This window comes from Streptomyces sp. TRM64462 (genome assembly GCF_013362995.1).
Taxonomy (GTDB): domain Bacteria; phylum Actinomycetota; class Actinomycetes; order Streptomycetales; family Streptomycetaceae; genus Streptomyces.
Genome location: NZ_JABWDV010000394.1, coordinates 92800 through 112365, shown reverse-complemented (window position 1 = coordinate 112365; position 19566 = coordinate 92800). Strand labels below are relative to the sequence as shown.

At 69.9% G+C, this 19566-nt stretch carries 16 protein-coding genes and 2 tRNA genes; 6 read left to right on the top strand and 12 right to left on the bottom strand.

The window, feature by feature from the left end:
• Positions 1-337: 337 nt before the first annotated feature.
• A tRNA-Ala gene (locus HTZ82_RS23025) sits at positions 338-410 on the bottom strand.
• A gap of 150 nt (positions 411-560) precedes the next feature.
• Here HTZ82_RS23025 and HTZ82_RS23020 point away from each other — a divergent pair.
• Positions 561-1112, top strand: a complete 552-nt coding sequence (locus tag HTZ82_RS23020) for a DNA-binding protein (protein WP_175411354.1) — start codon at positions 561-563, stop codon at positions 1110-1112.
• Positions 1113-1224: 112 nt separating this feature from the next.
• Positions 1225-2556 carry a serine/threonine-protein kinase gene (locus HTZ82_RS23015; protein WP_175411353.1) on the top strand — a complete coding sequence of 444 codons (1332 nt, stop codon included), beginning with the start codon at positions 1225-1227 and terminating at the stop codon, positions 2554-2556.
• Positions 2557-2587: 31 nt separating this feature from the next.
• On the opposite strand, the gene HTZ82_RS23010 is transcribed toward HTZ82_RS23015, so the two are convergent.
• From HTZ82_RS23010 to dnaA, 11 genes are all read right to left on the bottom strand, one after another.
• A complete protein-coding gene (locus HTZ82_RS23010; protein ID WP_254712042.1) occupies positions 2588-4042 on the bottom strand; it encodes a hypothetical protein in 1455 nt (484 codons plus the stop codon).
• Positions 4043-4295: 253 nt separating this feature from the next.
• Positions 4296-4424 (bottom strand): DLW-39 family protein, encoded by a 129-nt coding sequence (locus tag HTZ82_RS31860; protein WP_309235639.1) that lies wholly within the window; start codon positions 4422-4424, stop codon positions 4296-4298.
• A 190-nt stretch (positions 4425-4614) separates the two neighbouring features.
• Positions 4615-4688: transfer RNA gene (locus tag HTZ82_RS23000), tRNA-Ile, on the bottom strand.
• A gap of 58 nt (positions 4689-4746) precedes the next feature.
• Positions 4747-5310 carry a DUF3566 domain-containing protein gene (locus HTZ82_RS22995; RefSeq protein WP_309235638.1) on the bottom strand — a complete coding sequence of 188 codons (564 nt, stop codon included), beginning with the start codon at positions 5308-5310 and terminating at the stop codon, positions 4747-4749.
• 96 nt (positions 5311-5406) lie between these two features.
• Positions 5407-8049, bottom strand: coding sequence for a DNA gyrase subunit A (gyrA, locus tag HTZ82_RS22990; protein WP_175411351.1), 2643 nt, complete (start codon positions 8047-8049; stop codon positions 5407-5409).
• A 41-nt stretch (positions 8050-8090) separates the two neighbouring features.
• Entirely contained in the window at positions 8091-10220 is a 2130-nt protein-coding gene (gene gyrB, locus HTZ82_RS22985; RefSeq protein ID WP_217624460.1) for a DNA topoisomerase (ATP-hydrolyzing) subunit B, read from the bottom strand.
• 300 nt (positions 10221-10520) lie between these two features.
• Positions 10521-11078 (bottom strand): DUF721 domain-containing protein, encoded by a 558-nt coding sequence (locus tag HTZ82_RS22980; RefSeq protein WP_175411350.1) that lies wholly within the window; start codon positions 11076-11078, stop codon positions 10521-10523.
• Positions 11075-12196, bottom strand: coding sequence for a DNA replication/repair protein RecF (recF, locus tag HTZ82_RS22975; RefSeq protein ID WP_175411349.1), 1122 nt, complete (start codon positions 12194-12196; stop codon positions 11075-11077). Before recF ends, HTZ82_RS22980 begins: the two co-directional genes overlap by 4 nt.
• Before the next feature lie 75 nt (positions 12197-12271).
• On the bottom strand, positions 12272-13150 hold the full coding sequence (gene gnd, locus HTZ82_RS22970) for a phosphogluconate dehydrogenase (NAD(+)-dependent, decarboxylating) (protein ID WP_175411348.1): 879 nt from the start codon (positions 13148-13150) through the stop codon (positions 12272-12274).
• Positions 13151-13261: 111 nt separating this feature from the next.
• Complete coding sequence (dnaN, locus tag HTZ82_RS22965; RefSeq protein ID WP_175411347.1) at positions 13262-14392, bottom strand: DNA polymerase III subunit beta; 1131 nt, start codon at positions 14390-14392, stop codon at positions 13262-13264.
• Between the two features lie 873 nt (positions 14393-15265).
• Entirely contained in the window at positions 15266-17107 is a 1842-nt protein-coding gene (gene dnaA / locus HTZ82_RS22960; protein ID WP_175411346.1) for a chromosomal replication initiator protein DnaA, read from the bottom strand.
• A gap of 360 nt (positions 17108-17467) precedes the next feature.
• Here dnaA and rpmH point away from each other — a divergent pair, with 360 nt between their 5' ends.
• From rpmH to yidC, 4 genes are read left to right on the top strand one after another with little or no spacing between them, the layout of a single operon-like run.
• Positions 17468-17605, top strand: coding sequence for a 50S ribosomal protein L34 (gene rpmH, locus HTZ82_RS22955; protein ID WP_003956500.1), 138 nt, complete (start codon positions 17468-17470; stop codon positions 17603-17605).
• An 18-nt stretch (positions 17606-17623) separates the two neighbouring features.
• Positions 17624-17995, top strand: a complete 372-nt coding sequence (gene rnpA, locus HTZ82_RS22950; protein ID WP_175411345.1) for a ribonuclease P protein component — start codon at positions 17624-17626, stop codon at positions 17993-17995.
• The gene (gene yidD, locus HTZ82_RS22945; protein ID WP_175411344.1) at positions 17992-18318 is read left to right on the top strand and encodes a membrane protein insertion efficiency factor YidD; all 327 of its coding nucleotides are present in this window, start codon (positions 17992-17994) and stop codon (positions 18316-18318) included. Before rnpA ends, yidD begins: the two co-directional genes overlap by 4 nt.
• A 3-nt stretch (positions 18319-18321) precedes the next feature.
• Positions 18322-19560: a membrane protein insertase YidC gene (yidC, locus tag HTZ82_RS22940; RefSeq protein ID WP_175411343.1), complete on the top strand. Its 1239-nt coding sequence runs from the start codon at positions 18322-18324 to the stop codon at positions 19558-19560.
• Positions 19561-19566 lie beyond the last annotated feature (6 nt).

Here is a 19566-nt window from a genome sequence, read left to right as displayed (position 1 = left end):
TGCGGGGGCGTGGTCGGCCTGCTCACTCCTGCCACTGTTCGAACCCATCTCCTCAACGCGTCATACGTGTAAGCCCCCAGTGTCCCCGGCTCACGCCGGAGCCGGCACGCTCGGCGTGACCGCGTCCACGCCGCCCGGCCGGGGATACGTCAGGCGATGGCCCCCCGTCGTCGCCGCTCTCGCCTCCGCGGGCCGGGGCTCGGCTTGTGAGGCGGCCGACAGCTCGGGGTGTTCCGAGCCGTCCAGGCACTCGTCCACCACCTGCCCTGTTGACGCAAACAACACGAAAAACACCCCTCCAAACCGCGTTTCCGCAGGTCAGGAGGGGTGTACGGGGTGGAGCCTAGGGGAGTCGAACCCCTGACATCTGCCATGCAAAGACAGCGCTCTACCAACTGAGCTAAGGCCCCATGACCACCCGGACGCCGAGTGGTCGCAGACCAGAGTACCGGGTGTCCCCGGGTGCATCGCAAAATGATAGGGACTCCCCGTGAGCAACCACGCTCCGTAAGATGCTCCGCGAGGTTCGCAGCAGCGAACCAAAGCGATGGGGAGACGCAATGGACACAGCAGCACAGCAGGAAGCCACCGCCAGAGCCAGAGAGCTCCAGCGCAGCTGGTACGGGGAGCCTTTGGGGGCGCTCTTCCGCAGGCTCATCGACGATCTGGGGCTGAACCAGGCCCGCCTCGCCGGCGTCCTGGGGCTGTCCGCCCCGATGCTGTCCCAGCTGATGAGCGGGCAGCGCGCCAAGATCGGCAACCCGGCTGTCGTCCAGCGCGTCCAGGCCCTCCAGGAGCTCGCGAGCCAGGTCGCCGACGGCAGCGTCAGCGCGGTCGAGGCGACCGACCGCATGGAGGAGATCAAGAAGTCGCAGGGCGGCTCCGTCCTGACCGCCTCCAGCCAGACCGGCAGCAGCACCGGCGCGCCGACGGTCCGCCGCGTGGTCCGCGAGATCCAGTCGCTGCTGCGGTCCGTCGCGGCCGCCGGCGACATCATCGACGCCGCCGACTCCCTCGCCCCCACGCATCCGGAACTGGCAGAGTTCCTCCGGGTGTACGGCGCCGGGCGCACCGCGGACGCGGTCGCGCACTACGAGTCGCACCAGAGCTGACGACAGCAGCGCAGCACACACGGGCAGCACGGACAGACGAGCAGCACGTACAGACGGGCAGCACGGACAGCACGGACAGCACGGACAGCGGGAACGGGGAGCGGCGCGCACGATGGGTGAGGTCTTCGCGGGTCGGTACGAGCTGATCGACCCGATCGGGCGCGGGGGCGTCGGCGCGGTGTGGCGTGCCTGGGACCAGCGCCGCCGACGGTACGTGGCGGCCAAGGTGCTCCAGCAGAGCGACGCGCACACGCTGCTGCGCTTCGTACGCGAACAGGCCCTGCGCATCGACCACCCGCACGTTCTCGCGCCCGCCAGCTGGGCCGCGGACGACGACAAGGTCCTCTTCACCATGGACCTGGTCAGCGGCGGCTCCCTGGCCCATGTGATCGGGGACTACGGGCCGCTGCCGCCCCGGTTCGTCTGCACCCTGCTCGACCAGCTGCTGTCCGGGCTCGCCGCGGTGCACGCGGAGGGGGTCGTGCACCGCGACATCAAGCCCGCCAACATCCTGATGGAGGCGACCGGAACGGGTCGGCCGCACCTGCGGCTGTCCGACTTCGGCATCTCCATGCGCAAGGGCGAGCCCCGCCTGACGGAGACCAACTACGTCGTGGGGACGCCGGGTTACTTCGCACCCGAACAACTGATGGGAGCCGAACCGGACTTCACCGCCGACCTGTTCGCCGTGGGACTCGTCGGACTGTTCCTGCTCCAGGGCCGCAAGCCGGACTCACAGGCCCTGGTGGAGCTGTTCATGGCCCATGGCACGCCGGGCGCTCCGGCAGGCCTCCCGGAGCCGCTGTGGCAGGTCCTGGCGGGCCTGCTGCAGCCCGACCCGGAGGCCAGGTTCCGTACGGCGACGGGCGCGCGCAAGGCGCTGACGTCGGCGGTCGAACTCCTGCCGGACCCCACGGGCGAGGAGGAACCGGTCGAGGTCTTCGACCAACTCGGCCCGCTGCCCCCGGGATACGGCCCCGAGGGCCCTGCCACCACCACCCGGCCTCCGGCCGAGAGCCCCGCCCCCTCGGAAACAGGCAGCTTCCACCTGGCACCACCGCCCTCGACGCCGGCGCACCCCCCGGCGCAGACCCCGCCCCAGGCGCACCCCCCGGCGCACCCCCCGGCCCAGGCACAGGCGGCCCCGGTGCAGCCCCTGCCCCATGCACAGGCCCCGGCGACCCCGCCCCAGGCCCCGCCCGCCTACGCGCAGCCGCCCCAGTACGCGCCTCCGGCAGCCCCGCCGCAGTACGCGTCCCCGACGGCAGGGGCCCCGGCCGGCCAACTCACCACAGCGACAGCCACGGCCACAGCCACAGCGGCCCCGGTGGGAGCACCAGCGGCGACAAGGCGCCCCGGCCCGCCCCGAGCGGTGGCGATACCGGTCCTGCTCCTGGCCCTGGCCTCGTTCGCCATCGGCATCTGGGCCCTCACCCAGACCTGACCGGCCGGCGGCCGGCCGACGGCGCGGCCGCCTACCATCCCCCGGCAGGCGGCGGCCCGAACCCCCGCGTGGCCGCATCAGAAGGCACCGCGGCACCCGCACCAGGCACCGCCCCACCAGCCGCACCAGCCGCCCCACCCGCCGCACCACCCGCCGGCAGCGCGGCCGACGAGGCGGCCCGCCGCCGCGCCAGCACCGTCCACAGCCCCAGCCCGAGCAGCAGTACCGTCCCGGTTCCGATGCCGCCGGCCGCGACCAGCCGCATCGTGCCGCTGCGCTCGGCCTGCGGCCCGCTGTGGCCGTCGGCGGCGGCCTGCCGGTCGTCCTCGGACACCGTGAAGATCCCGGCGGGCCCCGCGTACGGCGGCGCGGGCTTGCGCTCGCCCCCCACGTGGATCCGCAGCGTCAGCCCGTGCGGCTTCTTCCCGAACTTCTCCCCGACCTCCGGATTGAGCGTGACCCGCAGGTAGTACCAGCCGGCGAAGCGCATCTGCCGGATCTCGGGGTCCGAGCTGAAACGGTTCTCGTAGGCCACCGGCGGCAGCGGGTCGAAGGACGCCGACTTCTGCCTGCCGTTGTACGACATCGAGGTCAGCGAGTCGACGAGGCCCAGCGCCGGGTTGTACAGCGAGACGGGCAGCGCGCCGCCCACGTAGCCGTCGCCCGTCGAACTGCCCAGGTCGGCGCTGACGAAGAGCTGCTCGCCCCAGTCCACCGGCACCCGGTAGAAGCGGCTCTGCCCCGGCTCGATCCGGTCCGTCCACTCGCCCTCGGACAGCCCCGGCGCGTCGGAGAAGCTGGTGCCGCCCGCGCGCTCCGTGGGACCGCCGGCGAGCGCCTCCGGCGAGGCGCTGGGCCAGTTCTCGGGCGGGGCCGTGGGCCCTGCCTCCTTCAGCCCGGGCTCCAGCACGTGCCGGATCTCCAGGTCCCAGGGCTGGGGGGGCGAGCCCTTCTCGCCCTCACGCTCGACGACGACGTAGTAGGGCCCCGCCTTCTGGCACCGGGTCCCTTCCGGATCGAGCGTCCGGTGCACGTAGGCGGCGAGCGGCCGTGGGAAGGCCGTGGAGTAACCGAACTTGGTGTCGGTGCTGCTGCACTCGCTCCCGTCCCGGTCCTGGAGGGACACCTTGAGCCGGTCCCCGTCCGTGACCTCGGCGTCGCCCGGCGGAACGGCGACGACCGACACGTACGCGTGGGAGACGGCGTCCAGATCCACGCGGTAGATCAGCGGGCCGCCCTGCCGCACGGCGTCCTTGTACACGGCGCCCGCCTCCAGGCTCGGCGCGTCACTGGTCGTCGCCGCGCCCTTGACCGGCCGGATGCCTTCGGCGAAGGCGTACGGAGCGGGCTCACCGGCCGCCCACGCCGGCCGCGCGGGCAGTCCCGCGGCCACGACCGCCGCCGCCACGCACAGCGCGGCCGCCCAGGCCACCGCGCCCCGGCCACCGGCCGTCAGGCGTCCGGCCGTCACGCGTCCGGCCGCCATGTCACCGCCCCGCCTCTTCACGCGCTCCCCCTCGTCGTCTCCTGAACGCCGCCCCATCCTGCCCCGCCCGTCCGGCCCCTGTCTGCGCACCCGCCCGATACACCCGCCTTGTCCCCACACCCCTTCACATCAGCAACCACCCTCTTCACACCAGCGAACCCACCGCCGCAACGGCCCCCGGCCGACACCCCCCACACAGCACAGAACCCCGGCCGCTCTCAGCGACCGGGGCCCTTCACGAACTACGCGCGTCTCACGAACCTGCGGACACGGAGTCGGTCGCCTCCGTCCACAGATCCTGCTCGGCGCGATCCGCCTGGATCTGGCGGTACACGAGGAGCCCGCCGATGGCGGCCAGTGCGACCAGGAGAAGCTTCTTCACCGCGCGACCTCGTCTTTCGTTGACGTAGGGGACCTTATGGCGCCCGACTATACACACCGACCGATACCATTCGGTGACCTCCGTCCGGACAGCCGTACGACCCCGCCCCACGGCACCCCGCACCCCGCCCTGACACCGCACCACCCATACGCCGAAGGCCCCGGTCTTCCGACCGGGGCCTTCGTTTCTGTGGGGCTAACAGGATTTGAACCTGTGGCCTCATCCTTATCAGGGATGCGCTCTAACCAACTGAGCTATAGCCCCTCCGCGCTGCGCGCTGACCTCTGAAGATTAGCGCACAGGACGGCTCCAGCCAAAATCGCTACTCGTCCTCGGCGAGGGTGAGCTCCACACCGCCCACGAAGCCGGCCGCCAGGTTGTAGATGAAGGCGCCCAGCGTGGCCAGAGCGGTGGCCAGGACCACGTCGATGACCGCGATCACCGAGGTGAAGACCAGCACGCGCGGCAGCGACAGGAAAGCCTGGAGGTCGAAGCCGTTGGTCTCCGTGGAGCCCGTGGCGTCGCTGATCGTGGCGCCGACGCTCGAGAAGACGCCCATGGCGTCCATGACCATCCACAGCACGGCGGACGCGACCACCGTGCAGATGCCCAGCGCGATGGACAGCAGGAAGCTGACCTTCATCACCGACCACGGGTCCGCCTTGGCTACCCGCAGCCGCGCCTTGCGCGTCCGGGGCGTGGTCTTGGCGCCCGTACGGGGACGGCGCACCGCGGCGGCGCCGGCCGGGCCGTCGTGGGCGTCGTACGCCTGCGGCGGGTGGTACGGCTGCGCCGTCTGCTGCGTGCCGGAGGAGGGCCGCTCTCCGGGCAGCGGACCGTTGTCGTACGCGTCGTACGGGGGCTTCGCCCCCCGGCTGTCGGTCACCGCAACTCCCTGGGAGTCCGTGGCGGGGCCACGGGCACCGCTCTTCTTCGAAGCGGCCGCTCCGGCCGATCCGGCGCCCGTGGCTCCGCTCACGTTCTACTCCTCGTGCTCCCCGGCCGAGGACTCCGTGCCCTCGGCTCCCTCGACCGCCGTGCCCTCGGCTGCGGCGGAGTCGGACCCTTCCGTGCCCGGACCGTCCGCCGCGTCGGCCTGTTCGACCTCTTCGGCTTCGGCACCGGCCTCGGCGTTCCGTGCGATACCTACGACGGCATCGCGCTTGCCCAGGTTGATCAGCTGCACGCCCATGGTGTCACGGCCGGTCTCCCTGACTTCGTTGACTCGCGTACGAATCACACCACCGGACAGCGTGATGGCGAGGATCTCGTCGTTCTCCTCCACCACCAGCGCGCCGACGAGCGAGCCGCGGTCCTCCACGATCTTCGCAGCCTTGATGCCGAGACCGCCACGTCCCTGGACGCGGTACTCGTCGACGGCCGTCCGCTTGGCGTAGCCGCCGTCCGTCGCGGTGAAGACGAAGGTACCGGGCCGGACCACGTTCATGGACAGCAGCTCGTCGCCCTCGCGGAAGCTCATGCCCTTCACTCCGGATGTGGCGCGGCCCATCGGGCGCAGCGCGTCGTCCGTCGCCGTGAACCGGATGGACTGCGCCTTCTTGCTGATGAGCAGCAGGTCGTCATCGGCGGACACCAGCTCGGCGCCGATCAGCTCGTCGTCGCTGCCGTCCGCCGTCTCGCGGAGGTTGATCGCGATGACGCCGCCGGAGCGGGGCGAGTCGTAGTCCTTGAGCGGGGTCTTCTTCACCAGGCCGGCCTTGGTGGCCAGGACCAGGTACGGCGCCGCCTCGTAGTCGCGGACCGCGAGGATCTCGGCGATCTGCTCGTCCGGCTGGAAGGCCAGCAGGTTGGCGACGTGCTGGCCGCGGGCGTCCCGGCCGGCGTCCGGCAGCTCGTACGCCTTGGCGCGGTAGACGCGGCCCTTGTTGGTGAAGAAGAGCAGCCAGTGGTGCGTGGTGGAGACGAAGAAGTGGTCGACGATGTCGTCCTCCTTCAGCTTCGTGCCCCTTACGCCCTTGCCGCCGCGCTTCTGCGAGCGGTAGTCGTCGGTCTTCGTGCGCTTCACATAGCCGCCGCGCGTGATGGTGACGACGATGTCCTCCTCGGCGATCAGGTCCTCGATGGACATGTCACCGTCGAAGGGCACGAGCTGGGACCTGCGGTCGTCGCCGAACTTCTCCACCAGCTGTGCCAGCTCCTCGCTGACGATCTGCCGCTGGCGGGACTCGGAGGCCAGGATCTGGTTGTAGTCGTTGATCTTCGCCTGGAGCTCGTCGTGCTCGGCGACGATCTTCTGACGCTCCAGGGCGGCCAGGCGGCGCAGCTGCATCTCGAGGATGGCGTTGGCCTGGATCTCGTCGATCTCCAGCAGGCCCATCAGGCCCTCGCGCGCGACCTCGACCGTGTCGCTGCGCCGGATGAGCGCGATGACCTCGTCGATCGCGTCGAGCGCCTTGAGCAGACCGCGCAGGATGTGCGCCCGCTCCTCCGCCTTGCGGAGGCGGAACTTCGTCCGGCGGACGATGACCTCGATCTGGTGCGTCACCCAGTGGCGGATGAACGCGTCCAGCGAGAGCGTGCGCGGCACACCGTCGACCAGCGCGAGCATGTTCGCGCCGAAGTTCGTCTGGAGGTCGGTGTGCTTGTAGAGGTTGTTGAGGACGACCTTGGCGACCGCGTCCCGCTTGAGGACGATCACCAGGCGCTGGCCGGTCCGCGAGGAGGTCTCGTCGCGGACGTCGGCGATGCCGCCGATCTTGCCGTCCTTCACCAGGTCGGCGATCTTCTGCGCGAGGTTGTCCGGGTTGACCTGGTACGGCAGCTCCGTGACGACCAGGCACTGGCGGTTCTGGATCTCCTCGACCTCGACGACCGCGCGCATCGTGATGGAGCCGCGCCCGGTGCGGTACGCCTCCTCGATGCCCTTGCGGCCGACGACCAGGGCGCCGGTCGGGAAGTCGGGGCCCTTGATGCGCTCGATCAGCGCGTCGAGCAGCTCCTCGTGGCTGGCGTCCGGGTGCTCCAGCGCCCATTGGGCGCCGGCCGCGACCTCGCGCAGGTTGTGCGGCGGGATGTTCGTCGCCATACCGACCGCGATGCCCGCGGAGCCGTTGACCAGCAAGTTCGGGAAGCGCGACGGCAGGACCGTCGGCTCCTGGTTGCGGCCGTCGTAGTTGTCCTGGAAGTCGACGGTCTCCTCGTCGATGTCGCGGAGCATCTCCATCGACAGCGGCGCCATCTTGCACTCGGTGTAGCGCATGGCGGCCGCCGGGTCGTTGCCCGGGGAGCCGAAGTTGCCGTTGGAGTCCACCAGCGGCATGCGCATCGACCACGGCTGGGCCAGGCGGACCAGCGCGTCGTAGATGGAGGAGTCACCGTGCGGGTGGTACGTACCCATGACGTCGCCGACGACGCGGGCGCACTTGTAGAAGCCCTTCTCGGGCCGGTACCCGCCGTCGTACATCGCGTAGAGCACGCGCCGGTGGACGGGCTTGAGGCCGTCCCGGACGTCGGGCAGCGCACGCGACACGATGACGGACATCGCGTAGTCGAGGTACGAACGCTGCATCTCGGTCTCGAGCCCGACGGGCTCGACACGGAGGCCCACACCGGGGACGGCGGGCTCCTCTTCGGGCATCACAGTGGGGGTGTTCTCGTCGGCCATTGCTGGTCTTCAGTCCTTTCGTACGGTCAGCTGAGACCGACTCAGATGTCGAGGAAGCGGACGTCCTTGGCATTGCGCTGGATGAACGAGCGCCGTGCCTCCACGTCCTCACCCATCAGCACCGAGAACAGGTCGTCGGCCTGGGCCGCGTCGTCCAGCGTGACCTGGCCGAGCACCCGGTGGTCCTGGTCCATCGTGGTGATGCGCAGTTCCTCGGCGTTCATCTCGCCCAGACCCTTGAAGCGCTGGATGGAGTCCTCGCGGATGCGCTTGCCGTTCTGCTTGCCGAGCTCGGTGAGCGCGTCGCGCTCGCGGTCCGAGTACGCGTACTCGAAGTCGTCCCGACCCCACTTGATCTTGTACAGCGGCGGGCGCGACAAGTAGACGTGCCCGGCCTCGACCAGTGGCCGCATGAAACGGAAGAGGAAGGTCAGCAGCAGGGTGTTGATGTGCTGGCCGTCGACGTCGGCGTCCGCCATCAGGATGATCTTGTGATAGCGGAGCTTCTCGATGTCGAAGTCCTCGTGCACACCGGTGCCGAAGGCGGAGATCAGCGCCTGGACCTCGGTGTTCTGGAGGATCTTGTCGATCCGCGCCTTCTCGACGTTCAGGATCTTGCCTCGGATGGGCAGGATGGCCTGGAACTCCGGGTTACGGCCGGACTTGGCGGAGCCACCGGCGGAGTCACCCTCGACGATGAAGATCTCGCACTTGGTCGGGTCGTTCGACTGGCAGTCCGACAGCTTGCCCGGGAGGGAGGCCGACTCCAGGAGCCCCTTGCGCCGCGTCAGGTCGCGCGCCTTGCGCGCGGCGACACGGGCGGTGGCGGCCTGGATGGCCTTGCGGACGATGTCCGCGCCCTCGTTCGGGTTCCGGTCGAGCCAGTCGTTGAGGTGCTCGTGAACGACCTTCTGGACGAAGGTCTTCGCCTCCGTGTTGCCCAGCTTGGTCTTGGTCTGGCCCTCGAACTGCGGCTCGCCCAGCTTGACGGAGATGATCGCCGTCAGACCCTCGCGGATATCCTCGCCCGTGAGGTTGTCGTCCTTCTCGCGCAGCAGCTTCTTCTCGCGTGCGTACCGGTTGACGAGACCGGTGAGCGCGGCACGGAAGCCCTCCTCATGCGTACCCCCCTCATGCGTGTGGATGGTGTTCGCAAAGGAGTAAACGCCCTCGGTGTACTGAGAGTTCCACTGCATGGCGATCTCGACCGAGAGCATCCGCTCCTTGTCCTCCGACTCCACGGAGATCACGGTCGGGTGGATCAGCTCGCCCTTGCGGGAGTTCAGGTACTTGACGAAGTCGACGATGCCGCCTTCGTAGTGGTACGTGACCGAGCGCGCCGGCTGCTCCTCGACCGTCTCGGCGGCGTCGGGGTCGTCGGCGTTCATGGTCGCCTTCGCCGACTCGCGCTCGTCGGTCAGCGTCAGGGTGAGGCCCTTGTTGAGGAAGGCCATCTCCTGGAAGCGGCGCGAGAGCGTCTCGAAGGAGTACTCGGTGGTCTCGAAGATGTCCGGGTCGGCCCAGAACGTCACCGACGTACCCGAGTCCTCGACCGCCTCGTGCTTGGCGAGGGGCGCCGTCGGGACACCGAGCTTGTAGTCCTGCGTCCAGCGGTAGCCGTCCCGCTTGATCTCCACGGAGACCCTGGTCGACAGGGCGTTGACGACGGACACACCCACACCGTGCAGACCGCCGGAGACGGCGTAGCCGCCGCCGCCGAACTTGCCGCCCGCGTGCAGCACCGTGAGGACGACCTCGACGGCCGGCTTCTTCTCGACGGGGTGGATGTCGACGGGGATACCGCGGCCGTTGTCGACGACGCGTACGCCGCCGTCGGCGAGGATCGTCACGTCGATGGTGTCCGCGTGGCCGGCCAGGGCCTCGTCGACGGAGTTGTCGACGACCTCGTAGACCAGGTGGTGCAGTCCACGCTCACCGGTCGAGCCGATGTACATGCCGGGGCGCTTGCGGACCGCGTCCAGCCCCTCGAGGACGGTGATCGCGCTGGCGTCGTACGAGGCGCCGCCTACGGTCGGTGCCTCGCCGGCCTCGCCGGCAGCAGTGGACGGGATGTTCTCGTTGGGGTTGCCGGAATCGGCCACGAAGCGCCCTTTCTGGCACAGCGCGAGCCACCTCTCCGGGGGGCCGGGAGTGGCTGCGTCGTTCGACATGTTCCGCAGTGGGCGGGATTACCTACCAGTCTACCGGTAGCGCTGACACTCATGGGGGTTTGCCGGTACCTGAGTCCGCATGTGCCGCCCTGAACCGGCGCCGACCGACTCCCCATATCCGGGAAGGGGCTCCAAGAGGCTCACGCGGGCACTCAGCGCTTCGGGATGTCAACCACCCGCGACGGTGACCGACGCCTCATGCGTCCCAGGTGGGCACAGCGGAACCAGGGCCCGCACATCGCGGGGCCGCGGTGCGAAGCCCCGTGCGTTCGGGGAAAGCACGGGGCCGCTGAAGCCCGCTCAGCCGTACGTGTCGCCCGGCCCCGCGCTGCCCGGCGCCCGCAGCGGCCCGTACCCGCGCCGGGGCCCACCGGGGCCGAGCACCTTGATGACCCGCACCGTCCCGTGCCCGAGGTCCTCGTTCAGCCGGGCCACCAGCGCCGGCGCCAGCAGCCGCAGCTGCGTCGCCCACACCGTGGAGTCGCACTGCACGGTCAGCACCCGCTCGTCCGGGTCGTCGTCGTACCGCAGCGGCACGCAGTGCTTGGCCAGATCCTGACCCACGATCTGCGGCCAGCGGCCCATCACGCCGCCCACCGCCGCGGGCGCCTCCCAGCCGCGCTCGGTGATCAGCCGGTTGATCGCGGCGCCCAGCGGCAGCGGATCGCGGCCGTCCGCGCGGGCACCCGAGCGCAGCCCGCCGCCCCGCCGCGCCTGCTTCTTCTGCTGCGCGGCCGCGCCCCTGGCCTTCGCCTGCTCCTTGGCGGCGCGCAGCGCGACCCGCGCCAGGTCGACGCCCGACGGCTCGGGAACGGAATCCGCCGTCTGCGCCTGCGGCTGCTGCGGTTGCGTACTCATACGCGCTCCACCGACCCCTCCGCCACCGCGTACCGCGTACCGGCCAGCACCCCGGGCACGTCGTCGTCGACCGCGGCCGTCACCAGAACCTGCTCGCCGGGCGCGACCAGCTCCGCCAGCCGCTCCCGCCGCCGGGCGTCCAGCTCCGCGAAGACGTCGTCGAGGACGAGCACCGGCTCGTTGCCCTCGGCGCGCAGCAGATCGTACGAGGCGAGCCGCAGCGCCAGCGCGTACGACCAGGACTCGCCGTGGCTCGCGTACCCCTTCGCCGGCATCCGGCCCAGCATCAGCACCAGGTCGTCGCGGTGCGGCCCGACCAGCGTGACGCCCCGCTCGATCTCCTGCTTCCGTACGTCGCCGAGCGCGGCGCGCAGCTGCTCGTACAGCTCCTCGCGGCCGGTTCCCGGCCCCTCGGCGGAGGCGCGGTACTCCAGCACGACCGGCCCGCCGCCGGGCGCGAGCTGGTCGTACGCCTTGGCGGCCAGCGGCTGGAGTGTGGCGATCAGGTCGAGCCGCTGCGCCAGCAGCTCGGCGCCGGCCCGCGCCAGATGCTGGTCCCATACGTCGAGCGTGGACAGGTCCATGGATCGGCCCCCGTGCCGGCGGGCCATGGCCGCGGTCTTCAGGAGCGTGTTGCGCTGCTTGAGCACCCGGTCGTAGTCGGACCGTACGCCCGCCATGCGCGGCGACCGCGCGGTGATCAGCTCGTCGAGGAAACGGCGCCGCTCGCCGGGGTCGCCCTTCACCAGGGCCAGGTCCTCGGGCGCGAACAGCACGGTCCGGATGATCCCCAGCACGTCACGCGGCCTGACCTGCGAGGACCTGTTGATACGGGCGCGGTTGGCGCGGCCCGGGTTGAGTTCGAGCTCCACCAGCTGCTGCCGCTCACCCTGCCGTACCGCCGCGCGGATCACCGCCCGCTCGGCGCCCATGCGGACGAGGGGCGCGTCGGACGACACCCGGTGGCTGCCGAGCGTGGCGAGGTAGCCGATGGCCTCGACCAGGTTCGTCTTGCCCTGCCCGTTGGCGCCCACGAACACGCTGACGCCCGGATCGAGCGGGACCTCGACCCGGGCGTACGAGCGGAAGTCGGCCAGCGACAGATGCGTGACGTGCATGGTGTGGCGCCGACCTTCCCCCGGCGTGGCCTCGCACCGCCCACCCGCGCGGGCGGACGGTGCACAGCCTGTGGATTACTTCTTCGACTCGACCGCGTGGCCGCCGAACTGGTTGCGCAGCGCGGCGATCATCTTCATCTGCGGGGAGTCGTCCTGGCGCGACGCGAACCGCGCGAACAGCGACGCGGTGATCGCCGGCAGCGGTACGGCGTTGTCGATGGCGGCCTCGACCGTCCACCGGCCCTCGCCGGAGTCCTGGGCGTAGCCGCGCAGCTTGTCCAGGTGCTCGTCCTCGTCCAGCGCGTTGACCGCGAGGTCGAGCAGCCAGGAGCGGATGACCGTGCCCTCCTGCCAGGAGCGGAAGATCTCGCGGACGTCGGTGACAGAGTCCACGGCCTCCAGGAGCTCCCAGCCCTCCGCGAAGGCCTGCATCATCGCGTACTCGATGCCGTTGTGGACCATCTTCGCGAAGTGGCCCGCGCCGACCTTGCCCGCGTGGACGGAGCCGAACTCGCCCTCCGGCTTCAGCGCGTCGAAGATCGGCTGGACCTTCGCGACGTGCTCGGCGTCGCCGCCGTACATCAGCGCGTAGCCGTTCTCCAGGCCCCACACACCGCCGGAGACGCCGCAGTCGACGAAGCCGATGCCCTTGGCGGCCAGCTCCTCGGCGTGCTTCTCGTCGTCGGTCCAGCGGGAGTTGCCGCCGTCCACGACGACGTCGCCCGGAGAGAGCAGCTCGGCCAGCTCGTCGATCGTCGACTGCGTGGCCTCACCGGCGGGGACCATGACCCACACGACGCGCGGACCCTTCAGCTTGCCCACCAGCTCCTTGAGGCTGTGGACATCGGCGAGGTCCGGGTTGCGGTCGTACCCGACGACGGTGTGGCCCGCGCGGCGGATGCGCTCGCGCATGTTGCCGCCCATCTTGCCGAGGCCGATGAGACCGAGCTCCATCAGATCTTCCTTACGCGTTGTGTGCGAGTTCCTACCCGGGTCCGAGCGTACGCCCGGACCCCGGTGCACACCTGTGGGGTCAGCCGCTCAGTCGCCGAGACCCTCAGCCGCTCAGCCGCTCAGCCGGACCGGCATGATCAGGTACTTGTACGCCTGGTCGGCCTCGGCGTCCACGGCCGGCTTGCCGCCCAGCAGCGCGGGCTTGGTGGACGTGGTGAAGGACAGCTGGGCCACCGGCGAGTCGATCGCGCTCAGGCCGTCCAGCAGGAACGTCGGGTTGAAGGCGATCGAGATGTCGTCGCCCTCCAGCTGGGCGTCCACACGTTCCACAGCCTGTGCGTCGTCGCTGGAGCCCGCCTCCAGGATGAGCACGCCCTGCTCGAAGCTGAGCCGGACCGGCGTGTTCCGCTCGGCCACCAGCGCCACACGCTTCACGGCCTCGACGAACGGCGCCGTCTCGATCGTCGCCACCGAGTTGAACTCGGTCGGGAACAGCGTCCGGTACTTCGGCAGGTCGCCTTCCAGGAGCCGGGTGGTCGTACGACGGCCCGCGCCCTCGAAACCGATCAGGCCCTCACCCGCACCCGAGCCGGACAGCGCGAGCGTGACCGTGTCACCGCTGGTCAGGGCCTTGGCAGTGTCGAGCAGCGTCTTGGCGGGCACCAGGGCGACGGCCGACGCGTCCGGGGACTCCGGCTTCCACAGGAACTCACGCACCGCGAAGCGGTAGCGGTCGGTGGAGGCCAGGGTGACCGTGTCGCCCTCGATCTCGATGCGGACGCCGGTGAGGACCGGCAGCGTGTCGTCGCGGCCCGCGGCGATGGCGACCTGCGCGGCGGCGGAGGCGAAGACCTCGCCGGGGACCGTGCCGGTCGCGGTCGGCATCTGCGGCAGCGCCGGGTACTCCTCCACAGGCAGGGTGTGGAGGGTGAAGCGGGAGGACCCGCAGACCACCGTCGCCCGTACACCGTCTGTGGAGATCTCCACCGGGCGGTTGGGGAGGGCGCGGCAGATGTCGGCGAGGAGTCGGCCGGACACGAGGACCGTGCCGTCCTCCTCGACCTCGGCCTCGACGGAGACCCGCGCGGACACCTCGTAGTCGAAGCTGGAGAAGCTGAGGGCGCCGTCCTCCGCCTTCAGCAGAAGGCCCGCGAGCACGGGCGCCGGCGGACGGGCCGGAAGGCTACGGGCCACCCAGGCCACCGCCTCCGCGAGTACATCGCGCTCCACCCGGATTTTCACCGTCGCCGCCTCCTGCTGTTACTGGCTCGCCCTGCTGGCCTTCCTCATCGGCATCCGGTTCCTCTGCGGCAGCTGCGGCAGCAGATGTGTGGATGCCGGGGACCAGTCTGACGTACGCCACCGACACTCGGTGCGGCTCGGGGTCAAGTCACGTCGAGCCGCGGCCGGAGTGCCGAGGCCGAGTTGTGCACAGGCCCCACTTCGAATCGGATTCCCCGCTAACTCTGTGTGGGAGTAGTAGTAGGGCTTGTGGAAACCGTGGATAACGCCATCCACGCAGGTCACAGCCCATTTTTTGTCCACCGGGCCTGTGGGCGCCACCCGTGGACAACCGGGGTGCGCTGTGGACGGGGGAAAGTTCTGCACACCCGATGCACAGGCAGGGCGCACTTCTCCCCAGTCCTGTCCCCAGCTTTACCCACGTTCCCCACAGCCCAACCCAGCGCCTTGATGTGACGGCTTTCACTCGCGCCGGTGAGCGGGGGTGTTTCGTTGCCGAACAGTGGACAGCGGTGTGGAGAAGCTGTGGACCATGACCCCGCGCCTGTGGGCCGCCGGTGGACAACGCTGATCAGTGGCTGTGGACGACCACTTCGTCCACAGGCTGTGGAGCGTCTTCGTCCACGAATCCACAGCCGCTTGACCTGCGATGATCCACATCCTTCCAGCCTCCTTGTGGACGGCGTCCGGATAACTTTCCAGTCCCCAGGCTGTGGACGGGGGATCACCCCACACTCTGTGGAGAAGGGCGTGTCGTACACAGCTATTCGAACAGCCCGGCCGGTAGCCGCACTGTGCACCGGGTGGGGAAAAACCGCAGGGCGCCCCGGGACAGGACCGTCCCGGGGCGCCCTGGCGCGGCTGCCGGCCGCCTCAGCCGTTCTTGATGCGGTTGGTCAGCTCGGTGACCTGGTTGTAGATCGAGCGCCGCTCCGCCATGAGCGCGCGGATCTTGCGGTCGGCGTGCATCACCGTCGTATGGTCGCGCCCGCCGAACTGGGCGCCGATCTTCGGCAGCGACAGATCAGTGAGCTCCCTGCACAGGTACATCGCGATCTGCCGCGCCGTCACCAGCACCCGGCTCCGCGACGAGCCGCACAGGTCCTCGACCGTCAGCCCGAAGTAGTCGGCGGTGGCCGCCATGATCGCGCCCGCGGTGATCTCGGGCGCCGTGTCCTCGCCGCCGGGGATGAGGTCCTTCAGAACGCTCTCGGTGAGCACCAGGTCGACCGGCTGCCGGTTGAGGCTCGCGAACGCCGTCACGCGGATCAGCGCGCCCTCCAGCTCACGGATGTTCCGGGAGATGCGCGACGCGATGAACTCCAGGACCTCCGGCGGGGCGTTGAGCTGCTCCTGCACCGCCTTCTTGCGGAGGATCGCGATACGGGTCTCCAGCTCCGGCGGCTGGACGTCCGTCGTCAGACCCCACTCGAAGCGGTTGCGGAGCCGGTCCTCCAGGGTCATGAGCTGCTTGGGCGGCCGGTCCGAGGACAGCACGATCTGCTTGTTCGCGTTGTGCAGGGTGTTGAAGGTGTGGAAGAACTCCTCCTGCGTCGACTCCTTGCTCGCCAGGAACTGGATGTCGTCGACGAGCAGGATGTCCACATCGCGGTACCGCTTGCGGAAGGTGTCGCCCTTGCCGTCGCGGATGGAGTTGATGAACTCGTTGGTGAACTCCTCCGAGCTCACGTACCGCACGCGCGTTCCCGGGTAGAGGCTGCGGGCGTAGTGGCCGATCGCGTGCAGCAGGTGCGTCTTGCCGAGGCCGGACTCGCCGTAGATGAAGAGCGGGTTGTACGCCTTGGCCGGGGCCTCGGCGACGGCCACCGCGGCGGCGTGCGCGAAGCGGTTGGACGAGCCGATGACGAACGTGTCGAAGAGGTACTTCGGGTTCAGGCGCGCGTGCTGCTCGCCCGGGCCCCCGGCACCGCCGGCCCCGGAGCCCGCGCCGCCCGCCCCCGTACCGCCGGGACCCCCTGGGCCGCCCGGGCCGCCCGGGCCGCTCATCGAGCCGGGGCCGCCGACGGCCGGACCCCCGGGGCCGCCCGGGCCTCCGGGACCGCCGCCGGGGCGGTGCTGGGACGGCGGCTCGGGAAGGTCGCGGCGCTCTGGCCGGGGCGCGTCGTACGCCGTGCGGTCGCTCGTCTGCGGAGCCCCGTAGTCATGGTGCTGCGGCCGCGGCGACGCGTACGGGTCGCGGTCCTGGAACCCGCCGAGACGCTGCTGCTGCCAGGACAGGTCGTCCTGGGTGCGCGGCCAGGCGCCGGGCTCCGGGCGCTGCTGCTGGTACTCGGGGTAGGCCGGGCGCACGCTCGGCAGCCCGTCGTCCAGGGAGGAGCGGTGCCCGTAGCCGTCGTACGCGTCGCCCTGGCCCCGCTCGTCGTAGCGCGGCTGCTGCCGGTCGGGCCCGCCGCCGGGCCCGTGCTGGTCACCGGTGGACCCGGCGGAGTCGTCGACAGTGATCGCGATACGGATCGGGCGGCCGCACTCACGGCTGAGCGTGTCGCTGATCAGCGGGGCCAGCCGGCCCTCCAGGACGCGCTTGCCCCATTCATTGGGCACGGCCAGGAGCGCGGTGTCCGCGACCAGGGCGAGCGGCTGGCAGCGCTCGATCCACTGCTTGTCCTTCGGTTCGATGCCCTGCTGCCCCTCCCCCAGGAGCTGGTCGAGGACTCGCGGCCACACTGCGGCAAGATCAGCAGGTACGTCAGCCACGGGGCACGCTCTCTCACGGGTCCCACGAATGTGTGCTTCTTGGGACGGGTTGGGAAGGACAGGCAGGAAAGGAATCCGAGTTCAGCCACGGTAGTCGTGGCGCCTCACGTGGTTCAAGTTGTTGTCCACAGCCTGTGTATAGCGGGCTGCGGTGGGGTGCTGGTTTGACCGGATGGCGTAGCCGCGCGTACCGTAACCAGGTCGAGTTGTCGATGGCTGCTGCCGCCTGCCTCCGATGGGCAAAGATCACGTCATGTGATCGTGTAGCGGTGCACTCGGGCGTATTGCGAGCTACTCGTGGGCGCACGGTGACAGCCAAGCGATGCCCCGCCACCCACGAATCATTTCTGGAGCCCCCGAGTGAGCAAGCGCACCTTCCAGCCGAACAACCGCCGTCGCGCCAAGACCCACGGCTTCCGTCTGCGCATGCGTACGCGTGCCGGCCGTGCGATCCTCGCGTCCCGCCGCAGCAAGGGTCGCGCCCGCCTGTCCGCCTGATCGCGGCCAGGTCATGACGTGCTGCCTACCGAGAATCGGCTGAGGCGGCGCGAGGACTTCGCGGCCGCGGTACGACGAGGTCGCAGGGCAGGACGCCCGACCCTCGTCGTCCATCTACGCAGCGGTGCAACGGACCCGCACGCGCCTGGGGAGAGCGCTCCCCCGACGCGTGCGGGTTTCGTCGTCAGCAAGGCAGTTGGTGGTGCGGTCGTCCGCAACCAGGTCAAGCGCAGACTGCGCCACCTGATGCGCGAACGGCTGCCCCAGCTGCCCCCCGGTAGCCTGGTGGTAGTACGAGCGCTGCCCGGCGCGGGCGACGCCGACCATGCACAGCTGGCCCGAGACCTGGACGCCGCTCTGCAGCGGCTCCTGGGAGGGGGCGCGCGATGAAGTACCCGCTGCTGGCCCTGATCAAGCTCTACCAGTGGACGATCAGCCCACTGCTGGGGCCTGTCTGCAGGTACTACCCGTCGTGTTCGCACTACGGATACACGGCCATCGACCGGCACGGCGCGGTCAAGGGCACGGCCCTGACCGCCTGGCGGATCCTGCGGTGCAATCCGTGGTCGCCCGGCGGCGTGGACCATGTGCCGCCGCGCAAGCGCCCCCGCTGGCACGAACTGTTGCGCGCGTGGCTGCGCCGCGGCAGGGGCGGGCACTCCGCCGAGACAAGCCCGGCCGCCGAGACCTCGCCCAATGCTCAAGGAGCCTGATTAGTGGACACGATTGGAAATCTGTTCAGCTTCATCACGGGACCCGTCTCGTGGATCATCGTCCAGTTCCACAAGCTGTACGGAGCGATCTTCGGGGCCGACACGGGCTGGGCCTGGGGTCTGTCCATCGTGTCCCTGGTGATCGTCATCCGCATCTGTCTGATCCCGCTCTTCGTGAAGCAGATCAAGTCGATGCGGAACATGCAGGCGCTCCAGCCGAAGATGAAGGCGATCCAGGAGCGCTACAAGAACGACCGGCAGCGTCAGTCCGAAGAGATGATGAAGCTGTACAAGGAGACGGGCACGAACCCGCTCTCCTCGTGCCTCCCCATCCTTCTGCAGTCGCCGTTCTTCTTCGCGCTCTACCACGTACTGAGCAAGATCGCTTCCGGTGACACCATCGGCAGCCTCAACCAGAACCTGGTCGACAGCGCCCGTGAGGCGCACATCTTCGGGGCCCCGATCGCCGCGAAGTTCATGGACGACCCGGGTACGGTCCAGGCCCTCAACGCCTCCCTGACGGACGTCCGTGTCGTCACCGCCGTGATGATCGTGCTGATGTCGGCGTCGCAGTTCTTCACGCAGCGCCAGCTGATGCAGAAGAACGTCGACCTGACCGTGAAGACCCCGTACATGCAGCAGCAGAAGATGCTGATGTACATCTTCCCGATCATCTTCGCCGTGATGGGCATCAACTTCCCCGTCGGTGTCCTCGTCTACTGGCTCACCACCAACGTGTGGACCATGGGCCAGCAGATGTACGTGATCAACCAGAACCCGACGCCGGGCAGCCAGGCCCAGGACCACTACCTGCAGCGGCTCCTCAAGAGCATCTCCCACCACGGCGAGGTGCGCGGCCGGCGCAAGCGCAACGTCCTCCAGGCGATCGTCGCCAAGGGCCCGGACCGCAACGAGAACGAGCGCCGCTTCATCACCGCCCTCGGCAAGCAGGGCTTCACGGCCCAGGCCGACGGCACCGTGCAGAAGGTCGACCCCGCGGTCGCCGAGGCGGAGGCCGCCGCGGCCAGGCGCCAGCAGCCCAAGCGCCAGACCAAGGCCAAGCGCCAGGCCGCCGCCGCCCAGCCGGGCGCCGCCAAGCCCTCCCTGGAGAAGAAGGCCGAGGAGCCGAAGGCCGGGGGGAACCAGCAGCAGGGCAAGGCGTCCTCAGGCTCCGCCCGTCAAGCCAAGTCCGGACAGCGCAAGGGCCAGCAGCGGCCCAAGCACCCGTCGTCCAAGAAGTAAGAAGGA